15 protein-coding genes are annotated in these 15,201 nt (G+C 74.3%); 9 read left to right on the forward strand and 6 right to left on the reverse strand.

Annotation, left to right across the window (positions count from 1 at the left end):
- Positions 1-27: 27 nt before the first annotated feature.
- Positions 28-615 (reverse strand): TetR/AcrR family transcriptional regulator, encoded by a 588-nt coding sequence (locus CFP66_RS02065; RefSeq protein ID WP_198961207.1) that lies wholly within the window; start codon positions 613-615, stop codon positions 28-30.
- 112 nt (positions 616-727) lie between these two features.
- On the opposite strand from CFP66_RS02065, the gene CFP66_RS02070 reads away from it, so the two are divergent.
- From CFP66_RS02070 to CFP66_RS02095, 6 genes are all read left to right on the forward strand, one after another.
- Entirely contained in the window at positions 728-1,744 is a 1,017-nt protein-coding gene (locus CFP66_RS02070) for an aldo/keto reductase (protein WP_094920027.1), read from the forward strand.
- 57 nt (positions 1,745-1,801) lie between these two features.
- Positions 1,802-2,797, forward strand: a complete 996-nt coding sequence (locus CFP66_RS02075; RefSeq protein ID WP_094920028.1) for an ABC transporter substrate-binding protein — start codon at positions 1,802-1,804, stop codon at positions 2,795-2,797.
- Between the two features lie 225 nt (positions 2,798-3,022).
- Entirely contained in the window at positions 3,023-4,021 is a 999-nt protein-coding gene (locus CFP66_RS02080; protein ID WP_094920029.1) for a methionine ABC transporter ATP-binding protein, read from the forward strand.
- Entirely contained in the window at positions 4,018-4,704 is a 687-nt protein-coding gene (locus CFP66_RS02085) for a methionine ABC transporter permease (protein WP_233159080.1), read from the forward strand. Before CFP66_RS02080 ends, CFP66_RS02085 begins: the two co-directional genes overlap by 4 nt.
- 24 nt (positions 4,705-4,728) lie before the next feature.
- On the forward strand, positions 4,729-5,559 hold the full coding sequence (locus CFP66_RS02090) for a MetQ/NlpA family ABC transporter substrate-binding protein (protein ID WP_094920030.1): 831 nt from the start codon (positions 4,729-4,731) through the stop codon (positions 5,557-5,559).
- A gap of 47 nt (positions 5,560-5,606) precedes the next feature.
- Positions 5,607-6,599 carry an ABC transporter substrate-binding protein gene (locus CFP66_RS02095; protein ID WP_094920031.1) on the forward strand — a complete coding sequence of 331 codons (993 nt, stop codon included), beginning with the start codon at positions 5,607-5,609 and terminating at the stop codon, positions 6,597-6,599.
- Between the two features lie 34 nt (positions 6,600-6,633).
- Here CFP66_RS02095 and CFP66_RS02100 read toward each other — a convergent pair whose 3' ends face one another.
- Both CFP66_RS02100 and CFP66_RS02105 read right to left on the reverse strand, forming a co-directional pair.
- The gene (locus tag CFP66_RS02100; protein ID WP_233159082.1) at positions 6,634-7,272 is read right to left on the reverse strand and encodes a TetR/AcrR family transcriptional regulator; all 639 of its coding nucleotides are present in this window, start codon (positions 7,270-7,272) and stop codon (positions 6,634-6,636) included.
- Positions 7,273-7,310: 38 nt separating this feature from the next.
- The gene (locus CFP66_RS02105) at positions 7,311-8,906 is read right to left on the reverse strand and encodes a DNA polymerase ligase N-terminal domain-containing protein (protein ID WP_094921399.1); all 1,596 of its coding nucleotides are present in this window, start codon (positions 8,904-8,906) and stop codon (positions 7,311-7,313) included.
- Positions 8,907-9,042: 136 nt separating this feature from the next.
- Between CFP66_RS02105 and CFP66_RS02110 the strand changes: the two genes are divergently transcribed.
- On the forward strand, positions 9,043-9,819 hold the full coding sequence (locus CFP66_RS02110) for a PP2C family serine/threonine-protein phosphatase (protein WP_158228003.1): 777 nt from the start codon (positions 9,043-9,045) through the stop codon (positions 9,817-9,819).
- Here CFP66_RS02110 and CFP66_RS02115 read toward each other — a convergent pair.
- Positions 9,806-10,669 carry an SDR family oxidoreductase gene (locus tag CFP66_RS02115; RefSeq protein WP_094920033.1) on the reverse strand — a complete coding sequence of 288 codons (864 nt, stop codon included), beginning with the start codon at positions 10,667-10,669 and terminating at the stop codon, positions 9,806-9,808. The two genes, CFP66_RS02110 and CFP66_RS02115, sit on opposite strands and share 14 nt — an antisense overlap.
- A gap of 218 nt (positions 10,670-10,887) precedes the next feature.
- Between CFP66_RS02115 and CFP66_RS02120 the strand changes: the two genes are divergently transcribed.
- Complete coding sequence (locus tag CFP66_RS02120; protein ID WP_094920034.1) at positions 10,888-11,640, forward strand: IclR family transcriptional regulator; 753 nt, start codon at positions 10,888-10,890, stop codon at positions 11,638-11,640.
- Positions 11,641-11,664: 24 nt separating this feature from the next.
- Here CFP66_RS02120 and CFP66_RS02125 read toward each other — a convergent pair whose 3' ends face one another.
- Together CFP66_RS02125 and CFP66_RS02130 are read right to left on the reverse strand one after the other, a co-directional pair.
- Positions 11,665-12,069 carry an STAS domain-containing protein gene (locus CFP66_RS02125; protein WP_143517076.1) on the reverse strand — a complete coding sequence of 135 codons (405 nt, stop codon included), beginning with the start codon at positions 12,067-12,069 and terminating at the stop codon, positions 11,665-11,667.
- 102 nt (positions 12,070-12,171) lie between these two features.
- Complete coding sequence (locus CFP66_RS02130) at positions 12,172-12,903, reverse strand: 2-C-methyl-D-erythritol 4-phosphate cytidylyltransferase (RefSeq protein WP_094920036.1); 732 nt, start codon at positions 12,901-12,903, stop codon at positions 12,172-12,174.
- Positions 12,904-13,306: 403 nt separating this feature from the next.
- Here CFP66_RS02130 and CFP66_RS02135 point away from each other — a divergent pair, with 403 nt between their 5' ends.
- Complete coding sequence (locus CFP66_RS02135) at positions 13,307-15,199, forward strand: LCP family protein (RefSeq protein ID WP_143517077.1); 1,893 nt, start codon at positions 13,307-13,309, stop codon at positions 15,197-15,199.
- The last annotated feature ends 2 nt before the right edge of the window (positions 15,200-15,201 follow it).

A 15,201-nucleotide genomic window follows, 5' to 3' on the forward strand; every position in this document is an offset into this window, starting at 1 on the left:
CGTGACAGCCATACCTGACAGGGTCGGTCAGGGAATCCCGGGCGCCGCTCCGCAGCGCAGTCCGTCGACCAGGACGCCGACGATCCGCCGGCCGTGCTCGGGCCCCCGCCCGGGCACGGGCCGGCACAGCTGCGCGACGGCGTGCAGGAGCTCCTCGGCACCGATGTCGCCACGGACCGCGCCCTGGGCCGCGGCGGCGTCGAGCAGCGCCGAGAGGGCGGGCTCGAGCCGCTCCAGGAAGTAGTCGGGCAGACCGGCGAACGCCGGGTCGCCCGAGTGCAGTGCCGAGGCCAGCCCGCGTTTGGTGCCGAGCAGCTCGACGTACCGGTCGATCCACCGGGTGAGCGCCTCCGCGGGCTCGAACGCGGCACCCAGCGCCGGGCCCGCTTCGGCAACGGCGTCGATCCCGCTCTCCACCACGGCCTTCACCAGGTCCGAGCGGTGCGGGAAGTGCCGGTACAGCGTGCCGACCCCGACTCCGGCCAGGTCGGTGATCTGCTTCGCGGGCGCGTCCACACCGGAGGTGTCGAAGACGCTTCGCGCGGCCTCGAGCAATGCGTCGACGTTGCGTCGCGCGTCGGCGCGGCGCCGACGCGGCGTCGGGTCCTGGGGCACCACGTCACCTCACTTGCGTAACCGGAAAGCCTTTCCGTATAGTTCCGGAAAGACATTCCACTTACGGTACGGCATCTCCGCCGGGCCGACCACGCACGAACGGGAGAACACCGTGCAGTACCGCACCCTCGGCCGGACCGGCATCAAGGTCAGCCCCTACGCCCTCGGCGCGCTGATGTTCGCGACGCGCATGGGCAACGACCCCGGCGAGTCGGCCCGGATCATCCACAAGGCGATCGACGCCGGCATCAACGTCATCGACACCGCCGACGTCTACGGCGACTCCGAGGAGGTGGTCGGCAAGGCGCTGGAGGGCCGCCGGGACGACGTCGTGCTCGCCACCAAGTTCAGCCGCCCGACGGGGCAGGACCCGAACCACCAGGGGGCCTCGCGCCGCTGGATCATCACCGCCGTCGAGAACTCGCTGCGCCGGCTGCGGACCGACCACATCGACCTCTACCAGCTGCACCTCCCCGATCCCGACACCGACATCGAGGAGACCCTCGCCGCGCTGACCGACCTGCTCCGCAGCGGCAAGGTCCGCGCGATCGGCGCCTCCCACACCCCCGCCTCCGGAATCGTCGAGGCCCAGTGGGTGGCGCAGCGGCGCGGCCTCGCACGGTTCCACACCGAGCAGCCCGCCTACTCCATCCTCAACCGCGGCATCGAACGCGAGATCCTGCCCACCGCCCAGCGGTTCGGCATGGGCACCCTGGTCTGGGGCCCGCTCGCCCAGGGGCTGCTCACCGGCCGCGTCCGCCGCGACCACAACGACCTGAGCCGCGCCGGCATGTTCCGCCACCTCACCGACGAGCGCAGGCTCGACGTGGTCGAGGAGCTCGTCACCCTCGCCGCCGAGGCGGGCCTCCCCATGACCCACCTCGCGATGGCGTTCACCACCACCCACCCCGGCGTCACGTGCGCGCTCCTCGGGGCGCGAACCGAGCAGCACCTCGACGACCTGCTCGCCGGTCTGGACGTCGCCCTCTCCGACGACGTGCTCGACCGCATCGACGGGATCGTCGCGCCCGGTACCGACGTCGGCGCGCTCGACCAGGCCTACCAGCCGCCGGCCCTCGAGGACCCGAACCTGCGCCGCCGCCCCCTCGCCACCCGCGCCGCCACCTGAACCCCCGGTCCTCGAAGCCAGGTTAGGCTGCCCTCTCGTTCGTGGAAAGGACGGGTAATGGGCCGGATCGGTGCAACTCTCGGTTCCCTCGTGGCGCTGGGAGCGCTCCTCGGCACGGCCGCCTGCGGTGGTGCGGCACCGGAGCAGGCGCCGAGCGCGCCCGCCGACGCCCCCGGCTTCCCGCGCACGGTGGCCCACGCGATGGGCGAGACCGAGATCCCGGACCGTCCGGAGCGGGTGGTGGCGCTGGACAACACCCTGTCCGGCGCCGTGCTGCTGCTCGGCACCGAGCTCGTCGGCTACACCACGCTGCAGGCCGCCGACGAGCCGCTGCCGTCCTACCTCGGCGCCGACGCGGAGCGCTTCGGCGCGAACGCGGTGCCGGTCGGGATGCTCACGAGCCCGAGCCTGGAGGCCATCGCCGCCCTCGAGCCGGACGTCATCCTGTCGGCGAAGGTGCGCCACGCCGACCTCTACGACGAGCTGAGCCGCATCGCGCCCACCGTCTTCTCCGAGACCACCGGCCCCACCTGGAAGGACAACATCCGCCTCACGGGCCGGGTGCTCGGCTCGGAGGCGCAGGCCGAGGAGGCCATCACGGCGTTCGAGGCCCGCGCGCAGCGGGTGGGCGACGGCATCCGCGCGGCCACCGGCACCAACCCGGTCGTCTCCGTCGTCCGGTTCGTGGACGGGCCGGCGCGCCTCTACACCGAGAGCACCTACTCCGGGGTGGTCCTCGCCGACGCCGGGCTGGCGCGGCCGCCGTCGCAGCAGGGCGGCGGGCAGTCGAGCTCGGGGCAGGTCGAGATCAGCGAGGAGCGGATCCTCGACGCCGACGCCGACCACATCTTCGTCACCACCTACCCGGACGGCGCCGGCTCGTCGGACGCCACCCGGGCGCGGTTCACGGCCAACCCGCTGTGGGGCGAGCTCACCGGGCAGATCCACGAGGTCCCCGACCTCACCTGGATGAGCGCCGTCGGTATGCAGGGCGCGCACGCGATCCTCGACGAGCTCGCCGCGACGTTCGACGTGGACCCGGCGCGGGACTGACCGGCCCGCTGTCGCCGATCACACAGGCGAGTGAGTTGCACGTTCATGTATCGCCCGGGTTGACTGGTCGCGACATGAGTGCTGCCGCGCCACCCTGCCTGTTGACCCGCCGTCGCGTGGTCGACCAGTGCCGGCGCACCGCCACGGGCTGTCGCCCGCGCGGTTGACCCACTCCTCCCACTCCCACCTGCGCGCGCCGGCGATCCCGGCGTGCCTGGAGCACCCGTGATCTCGGTCGAACACCTGACCAAGGAATTCCCCGGCCCGGCCGGCCCCCTGCGCGCCCTCGACGACGTCAGCCTCGACGTCCCCGCCGGCACGGTCTGCGGCGTCGTCGGGCCCAGCGGCGCGGGCAAGTCCACGCTGGCGCGCTGCATCCCCCTGTTGGAGCGACCCGACTCCGGAGCGGTCCGGGTGGACGGCACCGACCTCGTCGCGCTGCGCGGCGCGGCGCTGCGGGACGCGCGCAGGCGGATCGGCGTGGTGCCGCAGGGCGACTCGCTGCTGCGCCAGCGCTCCGTCGCCGGCAACGTGGCACTGCCGCTGGAGGCCGCGGGCGCCGACCGTGCGGAGCGGCGACGGCGGGTCGGGGAGCTGCTGGAGCTGGTCGGCCTCGCCGACAAGGCCACGGCCTACCCCGACCAGCTCTCGGGCGGGCAGCGTCAGCGCGTGGCGGTGGCCCGCGCGCTCGCGGCCCGGCCGCGGGTTCTGCTGGCCGACGAGCCCACATCGGCGCTCGACCCCACGACCACCGCGTCCGTGCTCGACGTGCTGGAGCGGGCGCGCGCCGAGCTCGGGGTCACCGTCCTGGTGGTCACCCACGACATGTTCGTGGTGCGCCGCATCTGCGCCACGATCGCGGTGCTCGACCAGGGCCGTGTCGTCGAGCACGGGTCGGTGCTGGACCTGGTGACCCGCCCCGGTAGTCGCGCCGCGACGGCGCTGCTGCCCCCGCTCGACGACGCGCTCCTCCCCGACCGCGGGGTCGTCGCCGACGTCGTGCTCACCGGGGACGCCGCGGCGGGCCCGCTGCTGTCCGGTACCGCTGCGCGCCACGGCGCCGAGCTCACGCTGCTCGGCGGCGGGTTCACCGACCTCGCTGGGGTGCCCGTGGCGCGGTTCCGGATCGGGCTGGACGGCGGCGGGGCCAACGCGGCCCTGGCCGAGCTGGCCGACGCGGGCGCCGCGGTCGAGCGGGTGGGGACCCCGGTGGTGGTGGCATGAGCCGCGAGCCGACGGCCTGGGCCGAGGTGGTGGAGCTGCTCGTGCCCGCCACCGGCGAGACCCTCTACATGGTCGGTGTCTCGACGGTGCTGGCCGCGGTGTTCGGAATCCCGCTCGGGGTGCTGCTGCACCTCACCGCACCCGGCGGGCTGCACCCCCGACCGGCCCTGCACCGCGTGCTCGGCGCGGTGGTCGACCTCGGCCGGGCGATGCCGTTCCTGGTCCTGCTCGTGCTGCTGCTGTCGGTCACCCGGTTCCTGGTCGGCTCGACGATCGGCCCGACCGCGGCGATCGTGCCCCTCGCGGTGGGCGCGATCCCCTTCGTCGGGAGGCTCGTCCAGAACGTGCTGGCCGAGGTGCACGTCGCGGTCGTCGAGGCCGCGGTGACCACCGGCGCCACCACGATGAAGATCGTCCGCAGCGTTCTGCTGCGGGAGACCGTGCCCGCGCTGCTGGGTGCCATCGGCGTCACCGCGATCACGCTCGTCGGCTACTCCGCGATGGCAGGCGTCGTCGGCGGCGGTGGCCTCGGCGACGTCGCCGTGCGGATCGGCTACCAGCGCTTCGACGACCGCGTGCTGTGGAGCACCGTGCTCGTCCTCGCCGTGCTGACCTCCCTGGTCCAGCTCGGTTTCACCCTCGCGGCCCGGCGGCTGGACCGCCGCCGGCACGCGTCTGCCTGACCTTCCCGGAAGGACCCGCCCGTCATGCGACTGCGCTCTGCGCTCCTGTCCACCGTCGCCGCGCTCACGGCCGCTGTCACGCTCGCCGCCTGCGGCGCCGGTGCGCCCGAGGCCGCGGCACCCACCGACCCGGCCGCCCCGCTGCGCGTCGGCGTCTCCCCCACCCCGCACGGGCAGATCCTGCGCTACGTCGCCGACGAGCTCGCCCCGGCGCACGACCTGCAGATCGACATCGTCGAGTTCACCGACTACGTGCAGCCCAACACCGCGCTGGTCGACGGCTCGCTCGACGCGAACTACTTCCAGACCGTGCCCTACCTCGAGGAGTTCACCGCCACCAGTGGCGCCGACCTCGCCTGGGTCGCGCCGGTGCACATCGAGCCGCTGGGTCTCTACTCGAGCAGCCTGACCGACCTCGCCGCGCTGCCCGACGGCGCCACGATCGGCGTCGCGAACGACGCCACCAACGAGGCACGCGGCCTGCAACTGCTCGCCGCCCACGGCCTGATCACCCTCACCCCGGGCGCGGAGGCCACCGCCACTCCGCGCGACATCGCGACCAACCCGAAGAACCTGCAGTTCAGCGAGCTCGAGGCGGCGCAGCTGCCCCGCAGCCTCGAGGACACCGACGCCTCGGTGGTCAACGGCAACTACGCGATCGACGCCGGCCTGAACCCGGCGCAGGACGCGATCGTGCTCGAGTCGGCCGAGGGCAACCCGAACGCCAACGGCCTGGTGACCCGCACCGAGCTGCAGACCGACCCGCGGATCACGACGCTGGCGCAGCTGCTGGCCTCGCCCGAGGTGAAGGCCTACATCGAACAGACATTCGCGGGCGCGGTCATCCCCGTCTGACGAACCGAGGCTAGGCTTCCCTCAGTTTTCTGCGAGAGGGAGTCTCGATGAGATGGACGGCGGCGGTCGGGGTACTGGTCCTCGCGCTGGTGGCGGGTTGCGGCGGGGCCTCCGAGGCGCCGACGGGCGGAGCCGGCAACACGGAGGTCGCCACCGGCGGCCGCCTCTTCTCCACCGCGGACGAGGCCACCGCGCGCCTGGGCGCCGACGTCGGCCCGGGCGTCTTCCCGCGCACGATCACCCATGCCCGCGGCACCACGCGCCTGGAGCGCAAGCCGGAGCGGGTCGTGGTGCTCGACACCGGCGAGATCGACGCGGCGCTCGCGCTGGGCACCGTCCCGGTCGGCACCGTGAGCCCGAACGGCACCATCCCCTCCTACCTGCAGCCCCAGCTCACCGGCAGCACGAACGTCGGCTCGCTCGACGGGCTGCGACTGGAGGCGATCGCGGCGCTGCAACCAGATCTGATCCTGGGCAGCCAGCTGCGGGTCGACGACCTCTACGACGAGCTGTCCGCGATCGCGCCCACCGTGCTGAGCATCCGGCCCGGCTACCCGTGGAAGGAGAACCTGCTGCTCGCCGGCGCCGCGCTCGGCGAGGAGACGCGGGCCACCGAGCTGCTCAACGACTACCAGCGCCGCGCCGACGCCATCCGCGCCGGCCTCACCGATCCGCCCACGATCTCGCTGCTGCGGTTCATGCCCGAGCGCATCCGGCTCTACGGCAACCTCTCGATGATCGGCGTCGTCCTGCGCGATGTCGGCCTGCGCCGCCCGGCCAACCAGGACATCGAGGAACTCGCCACGGAGATCTCGACGGAGCGGATCTCGGAGGCCGACGCCGACTGGGTCTTCTACTCCAGCTACGGCCCGAAGGACGGCACGGCCGAGGGCGGGGTCGTGGGCGGCGAGCTGTGGAACCGGCTCCCGGCCGTGCAGCGCGGCACCGCGCTGCCGGTCGACGACGAGGTGTGGTTCCTCGGCCTCGGCCCCACCGGGGTCAACCTCGTCCTCGACGACCTGCAGGAGATCCTCGGCTGATCAGGCCGTGAGTGGATACGGGTGCCGTACCCACTCACGGGGGGTTTTCCAGCGGCGCGAGGTAGCCGTGCAGGGCGCGCTTGAGCTCGCCGACGAGCGCGGCGCGTTCCGCACCCGCGGCCGCCGCGATCGGCCCCGTCAGCGCCCGGACGATCTGGACGGCCACCAGGGCGGCCCGGTCCCGCTCGGCGGCGGGCAGGCCCGGGACGCGCGCGCCGAGCACCGCCGCCACCCGTCCGAGCACCGCGTCCTGCAGCGGCCGGGTGGCCGCGGCCAGCGGCGCGGGCGCGTCCGGCCCGGCCAGCAGCGCCTTGGCGCCCGGGCGGGCGATGCCGAATGCGAGCAGCGGCTCGAGGATCCGGTCGATCAGCTCGTCCAGCGGGAGGTCGGAGACCGGCACGTGGTCGAAGGCCGCCGCGTGGGCCGCGCCCAGGTCGGCGGCGAGCCGGGCCGAGAGCGCCTGCGCAATCGCCTCCTTGTTCGCGAAGAACTGGTAGAGCGACCCCGGGGAGACCCCGGCCCGCGCCGCGATCCGGTTGGTGGACGCCGCCTCGTAACCGACCTCGGCGAACAGCGCCAGCGCGGCGTCGAGGATCTCCGCCATCCGCCGCTCGCCCCGGGCCTGGCGACGCACGGGTCTGCCCGCGCTCATCCCCACCTCCCGGTCCGACACGAGTCGATACTCGCATCCTCCGCCCGGCGCCGGGTTGCCTACAGGTCCGGCAGCCGCTGGGGCCGTCCGATGAGCTCGGCCAGCGGGTCGCCCGCCTGCTGCACGCGCTCGAGCACCGTGGCGACCGTCCAGCGGTCGGGGCGCAGGTCGGGATCGTCGAGCTCGTCCCACGTGATCGGCACCGACACCGGGGCGCCCGCCGCGGGCCGCGCGCTGTAGGGCGCGATCAGCGTCTTGTTGATGGCGTTCTGGGTGTAGTCGAGGCGGGCGAGCCCGCCGCGGCGGTCCTTCTGCCACTCCCAACTGATCATGTCCGGGACGGTGCGGCCGATGGCGCGCGACACCTTCTCCACCCAGCCGCGCGTGTCGGTGAACGAGTAGCCGTCCGCGATCGGCACCCAGATCTGCACGCCGCGCTTGCCGGTGACCTTCGGCGCGGCCGCGACGCCCAGGTGTTCCAGGGCCGTGCGGTAGAGGCGGGCGAGCACGAGGACGTCGTCGAAGGTGCTGCGCTCGCCGGGGTCGACGTCGATCAGCGCCCAGGTCGGCTCGTGGACGTCGGGCAGGCGCGAGGTCCACGGGTTGAGCTCGACGGCGCCGAAGTTCGCCATCCAGACGAGCGCGGCGACGCTGTCGACCACCGCGTAGCAGACGGTCTCGCCGGGGTCGGCCTCCTCGTTGCGCCACTTCCGGAGCCACTCGGGCGCGTGCGAGGGCACCTCCTTGTGCCAGAACCCCGGCGCGTCGACGCCGTCCGGGTAGCGGTGCAGGTTCACCGGCCGGTCGTGCAGGAACGGCAGCATGTGCGGCGCGATCTGCGCGTGGTAGCGCACGAGGTCGCGCTTCGTGACCGGCGGACCGCCGTCGCAGCCCGGGAAGAGCACCTTGTCGAGGTTGGTGAGCGCCACCTCGAGGCCCTGCACCGTCCAGCGGCCCTTGCGCCCCAGCGCGTCGAGGGCGGCCAGCTCGTCCGGGGTCGGCGGGTCCCAGCTCGGCGGGGGGTGGCGCAGGTCGACGGCGGCCTCGGCCGCGGGCCGGTCGCCGCGCCACGTCGTCTCGGGAGCGGCGGCGACCTCGTCGTTGGTACGGCCGGTCTTGACCGACCGCGGGTGCTCCTCGGGATCCCAGCCCGCCACCGCGTGGTCGTCGTTCTTGTGCAGCATCAGCCACTGTTCCTTGCCCGACCGGTCCTTCCCCGTGCGGACCAGCACGAACCGGCCGGCGAGCTTCTCGCCCGCCACGTCGAGGTGCAGCTCGCCGTCCGCGATCGCGCGGGCGGGGTCGTCGGTGCCCGACGGGCTCCAGGTCCCCCGGTCCCACACGATCACGTCGCCGCCGCCGTACTCGCCGTGCGGGATGAGCCCCTCGAAGTCGACGTACTCGATCGGGTGGTCCTCGACGTGCACGGCGAGCTGGCGGGCCTTCGGGTCCAGCGACGGCCCCTTGGGCACCGCCCAGCTCGCCAGTACCCCGTTGATCTCCAACCGCACGTCGTAGTGTCGCCGCCGGGCCCGGTGCCGCTGGACGACGAACCGGCCGGTGCCGGGGGCGACGTCGCCTCCCGCCGGTTCCGGTGTCGCGGCGAAGTCGCGCATCGAGCGGTAGGTCGCGAGCCGGTCCCGCTGGTCGGTCATGCCCGCCGGGTACCCCGGCCGCTCCGCCGTCACCGCCTCACCCCCCTGGTGGACGCGACGGCCGCGACACGCCGACGGGACGGCCCGCCCGCGCTACCCTGCGGGCCGGTCGGGAGCCGGGGATGCGGGGGACGCGATGGCGGAACCGGACGGCGCGCGCGCCGGGCGCGTCGACACCGATCTCGGGCGGCTGGCCGGGGTCAGCGACCAGGGCTTCGGGCACGAGCGCAACGAGGACGCCATGGCGCTGGGCCGCACGACGGACGGCACCGTCGCGGCCGTCGTCTGCGACGGCGTCTCCACCTCCTACACGCCGGAGCGGGCGTCCCGTGCCGCCGCCGACAGGGCCCTGGACGTGCTGCTGACCACCGCCGGGCCGGCACCGGACCGCGTCCGTGCCGCCGTGTCGGCAGCGGGCTCCGCGGTGGCCGCGCTGGAGCACGACCTCGGGGGGCGCGCGCCGTCCTGCACCCTCGTGTGCGCGCTCGTCACCGCTGACGAGGAGATCACCGTCGGCTGGGTGGGCGACAGCCGCGCGTACTGGCTCGCCGATTCCGGCGAGGCCCGGCTGCTGACCACCGACCACTCCTGGGCGGTGCAGATGGTGGCCGCGGGCGTGCTGGACGAGGGCGCGGCCATGCGCCACCCGCGGGCGCACGCGATCACCCGCTGGCTCGGGGCCACCGGGACGACCGAGCCGGAGGCCATGACGTTGCGCCCGGCCGGACCGGGACTGCTGCTGCTCTGCACCGACGGGCTGTGGAACTACCTGCCCGAACCCGCGGACCTGGCCGACGTGGCGCTCCCGGCGATCGCCGACGGCGGACCGCTCGCCGCCGCGGACACGCTCACCGCGCTGGCGCTCGACGCCGGTGGGCGCGACAACATCACGGTGGTCGTCATCCCGGCGTGAACGCGGCCTTGTGGTCGCGGGCGAATTCGGCCGCGGTCCGCGGTTCCCGCCCGGTCACGTCCCGGACGGTGGGGAGCACGGCGGCGGCCTCGCCGCGCGCGTAGTGGGCGTAGTCCTCCAGCAGACCTTCGACCTGCCAGTCCGGGAGGACGCCGCGCAACTGCTCGGCGAACGCGGCCGGCGGGACGTCCACGAACGTGACGGGCCGACCGGTCGCCTCGCCGAGGACGGCGGCGATCTCGGCGTGGGTGTAGGCCGCCGGCCCGGTGATCGTGTACGTCGCGCCCTCGTGCCCCGTTCCGGTGAGCACCGCTGCCGCGACCGCCGCGATGTCGCGGACGTCGACGGCGCTGACGCGCGCGTCCCCGATCGGGGCGAACAGCCGGCCCTCGCGGATCGGCCCGGCCATCGCCAGCATGCCCTGCAGGAACAGGTTCGGCCGCAGGAATGTCGCGGCGATCCCGAGCTCGCGGATCCGCCGCTCGACGGCGGCGTGGTAGCGCAGGAACCGCACCGGCGACCCCTCGTCCGCGGCGAGCTGGGACAGCTTCACCAGGTGCGCCACCCCGGCTTCGGCGGCGAGCTCGGCGAAGCGCTCCTGCTGGACCTGCGCCCGCTCCGACGACGGTGTCACCAGGTAGGCCCGGTCGACGCCCGCGAGCGCGGAAGCGACGGCCGCGGGATCGTCGAGGTCGGCCACCACGGGTGTCACGGCCGTGCCGGCGAAGCGGGCCGCTGCCGCGTCCGACCGGACCATGGCCCGCACGGCCACGTCGTGCTCCAGCAGCAGCTCCACCAGCGCTGAGCCCGTGGTCCCGGTGGCCCCGGTGACGAGGACGGTCTCGTTCATGCCCACTCCTCCAGATCGTTAGTCCTTATCGAGAGCGCTGCTCTCGTTCGGAGAGACTGCCACCGCGCTCCGTCGACGTCAAGAGCGCCGCTCTCGTCGTGTTGCAGCGATCGCATCTCCGGCCTTCCGGAGCGTGGAACCGGTGTCCGCCGGTGGCGGCCCGGGGGCGCACCATGAGAACCCGCCACCGGGATCCCGCCGCGACGACGGAGCCGCCCATGTCCACGCCCGGGAACACCGTGCTCACCCGCGCCCTGCGGGTGCTCGACGCGTTCACCCCGGCCCGCTCCGCACTGACCCTCAGCGAGATCGCCCGCCAGACCGGGATGCCGGTCTCCACCGTGCACCGGCTGCTCGCCGGGCTCGTCGCCTGGGGAGCGCTCGAGCGCGGCGACGACGGTCGCTACCGCGTCGGACTGCGCCTGTGGGAGGTCGGCGCACTGGCCCCGCGCGGGCAGGGCCTGCGGGAACACGCCCTGCCGTTCCTGGAGGACCTCTCCCAGATCACCCGTGAGAACGTGCAGCTCGCCGTGCGGGAAGGCACCGAGCTGGTGTTCGTCGAGCGGATCGCGGGAACCGGCGCGGTACCGGTGCTCTCCCGGGTCGGGAGCCGCTTCGCCCTGACCGCCACCGGCGTCGGCCTCGTCCTGCTCGCGCACGCACCCCGAGAGGTCCAGGAGGAGGTGCTCAGCGGGCCCATCGAGCGGTTCACCCCACGAACCGTCGTCGATCCCGCCCGGCTGCGCCGGATGCTCGCCGGCGTCCGGACCTCGGGGTTCGCCGTCAGCGACCGCCAGGTCACGATGGACGCGCTCTCGGTGGCCGCACCGGTGCACGACGGCCGCGCCGTCGTCGCCGCCGTGTCACTGGTCGTACGGCACGGCAGCGCCTCGGCACACGCCCTGGCGCCGCTGCTGCGCACGAGCGCCCGGGCGATCTCCCGCGCGCTGGCCCAGCCCGCCCGCCGCTGAGCCTCGCCCCCAGGCGCGCAACGGCTACCGGTCGCGCGGGCCGCCCACCCCGACCGCAGCGTGCCCGCCCACCAGCTCCTGCTGGGCCCGCTCCACCGTGTCGAACAGCGAGAACTCGGCGAGCGCGCCGGTGACCCCGACCGGCAGCAACGACGTACGCGCAGACACCCCCGCCAGGTGCAGCGAGACGCCGGACGCGCGGGCGGCCTCCCGGGCCTGACGCAGCGGGCCGAGGTCGTCGGTGGCGAAGAAGCCGACCTCACCGAGATCCACGACGAGGTGGCCACCGCATCCCGGCCGCGCGAGCTGGGTGGCGAGCAGGCCGGCCAGCCGACACACGGTGGTCCGGTCGAGCACGCCCGCCATCCGCACGACCCGCAGCCCGGGGGAACACACCTCCACGGACAACTCCGCCCCGTCGAAACGCACCACCGGCAACCTCCCGCCGTTCCGCGGCCGACCTGGCGTCGGGCCCGTGCGGACCGGTTACCCCGACCACCGGCGCGCACACGGGCGAGCGGGTGCATCACGTCACGCGGACGGCGCCGCCGCGTGCTCCGCGACGACGAGGTCGTGCGCGTATGTGATCTTGAAGTTCCGCTGCTCGCCCGGCACCCAGCGAATGGGCACCTCGGGGACGAAGCGCTGCATGCACGACGCCGTGTCCGTGCCCGTGAACCCGCAGCGCGCGGCCTCCTCGTAGGCCGCGAGCAACGGGGCGGCCCGGAACCCCTGCGGGGTCTGCACCGCGACGAGGGCCCCGGGCCCCGGCCCGGCGAGGCCGGCCCCGTCCGGCGAGGCGGTGGCGAGGTCGTCGCGCCACAGACCCGGCACGGCGCCACCGCTCGCCCGGGCGGTCGCCAGCACCGTCGCCACGAGCGACCGGCCGGCGAACGGACGTGCGGCATCGTGCAACAGGACCACGTCGACCCGGCCGTCGTCGATCCGCGCGGCCAGCCTGCGCAGGCCGGCGAGCTCGGACTCCTGGCGCGTCACGCCACCGCTGACCACCTCGACGCCGGGGACGGCGTGCTCGGCGAGCACCCGCTCGGCGCACTCGCGGTCCGCATCGCGCACGACCAGCACGACGACGCCGACCTCGGCCATCCCCGCGAAGGTGGCGAGCGACCAGGCCAGCACGGGCCGGGCGCGCAGGGGCAGGTACACCTTGTTCCGTTCCGCGCCCACCCGCGTGCCGCTGCCGCCCGCCAGCACCACCGCGGCCGCCGTCACCGCGGCAGGCGGCTGCGGGGTTGCTTCCATGTGGCCAGTCTGACGGATGGGGCACGTCCGGGCGCCGCGGTCCGTATCGTCGGCCGGGTGACGTGACATGCCCCGGGTGGGGCGTGCGGGCCGGACGGCAACGCGGAGCGGGGAACGAAGTTCTCGAATCCCCCACCGAAGAGGTGCGTCTCGGCGGCCGCGATCACTCGCAGTAGGCTCCGGCGCACCTGAGCCCGGTGGCCTGTACCCGACCCAGGAGGGGGTGAACACCGTGACCGATGACAGGCGGCGCACACCCGGTCGCGAACGCGCGGCGCCTCCTCCGCGGCAGCAACAGCCGCGCCCGCAGCAGCCGCCACCGCCTGCCGCCCGGCGCAACGACCGCGGACAGCGCGCGGTACCCCCCTCGCGGCACCCGCACCCGCAACCGCCGCGGCGTCCCGTGCCACCGCCGGCGCCGGCGCCCGACAGCGCCACCCGCCAGGTCCCGATCCAGCAGGCCCCACCGCGGCACCCGCCGCGGCCCCGGGAGGAGCCGGCCACCCGCCCGGTGCCGAAGTCCGCCCCGGCCGCCCGCCGCGCGCCTGCCGAACCGCGCCGCCCCTCGCCGCCGCGCACGCCACCGCCGAAACGTCCGAACGGCACCGCACCGGCTCCAGCGCCACCTCCGCCCTCCCCCGGGCAACCGGACGACGCAGACCTGCCCACGACGCGCAACCGGGCGCTGCCCGCACCCCGCTCGTCCGTCCTGCGCAAGGGCGGCCGGTCGCGGGCCCCGCGCACGGACGACGCGGGGAAGAAGGCCGCCGGGAAGCCGGAGGAGCTGTCCGCCGCCGCGGACCGCGAGCCGCCGCGCAGCCTCGGGCGGGCGCTGGCCGCCACGGCCGCAGCCACCGTCGCACCGGGATCGGGCCACCTGATCCTGCGCCGCACGCGCAGCGGCGCCGTGATCCTCGGGACGTTCGTACTGGTGCTCGCGGTGCTCGCCATCCTCGTGCTCACCTCCGACCGCGCCCAGCTGCTCGAGACGGCGCTGTCGGCCAACGTGCTGGTCATGGGCGCGATCGGCTGCGTGGCGGCCGCGCTCGCGTGGATGGCCGTCATCGTCCGCACCTACCTGCTCGCGCGCCCGCACGGGCTGAACCTCGGGCGCAAGGTGATCGGCGTCGGAGTCGTCACCGCGCTGTGCCTGGTGGTGGCGGCCCCGCTGGGCTTCGGCGCCAACCTCGCCAACTCCCAGCGCAACCTGCTGAACGTCCTGTTCGCCGGCGGCGGTGGCACGGCAGCCGCTGAGGCCATCGCCAAGCCGCGGCTGAACATCCTGCTGGTCGGCAGCGACGCCGGACCGGACCGCACGGGCGCCCGCACCGACACGATGATGGTCGCGAACATCGACACCCGCACGGGCCGCACCGTCCTGTTCTCGCTGCCGCGCAACATCAGCTACGCGCAGTTCCCCCCGGGCTCGCCGATGGACGAGGAGTTCCCGCGCGGCTTCCACGACAGCTCCGACCCGCTGTCGGGCGATTACCTGCTCAACGCGGTCTACGCCTACGGGCTCCAGTACCCGCAGCTCGCGCCGAGCGGCCCCACCCCGGATCCCGGTCTCAACCTGCTGCACCAGAGCGTGTCGGAGATGCTCGGCCTGCAGCTGGACTACTTCGTCGAGGTCAACATGGCCGGGTTCGCCTCGATCATCGATGCCCTCGGCGGCCTGACCGTCGACGTCGGCCCCGAGCGCATCCCGATCGGCGGCATCACGCCCAGCGGCCGGCACGTGGCCCCGGACGGCTACATCGAGCCGGGCCTGCAGCAGCTCTCCGGTGAGCAGTCCCTCGCGTTCGCCCGCTCCCGCACCGGTTCCACCGACTACGCGCGGATGGGCCGGCAGCGCTGCCTGCTGCAGAACATCCTCACGCAGAAGAGCCCCACCGACCTGCTCGCCAACTTCCAGGGCGTCGCCGCAGCCACCACCAACAGCGTGGCGACCAACATCCCCCAGGCCGTGCTGCCCGCCCTCGCCGCGCTGGCGGGCGCCGAGGGCGGCATCACGTTGGAGAGCGTGGCGTTCGACCCGAACCTGCCCGACCCCGACGAGGAGGACGGGTTCTTCAAGACCGGCGACCCCGACTTCGAGTACATGCGCGAGGTCGTGCAGGACGCCATCAACCGACCGCCGCCCCCTCCCCCGGGCAACGCGCCCCCCGTCGCCGCCCTGGGCGCCGACGACGCGGTGGATGACGATTCGGCGGCCGACGACGAGGAGGACGACGAGGAGTCGTCGCAGGACGCCGCCTCGGCCGCACCCACCTCGCTCGCCCAGTCCTGCTCCTGACG

Origin of the sequence: Pseudonocardia sp. MH-G8 (assembly GCF_002262885.1) — a bacterium.
Taxonomy (GTDB): Bacteria; Actinomycetota; Actinomycetes; order Mycobacteriales; family Pseudonocardiaceae; genus Pseudonocardia.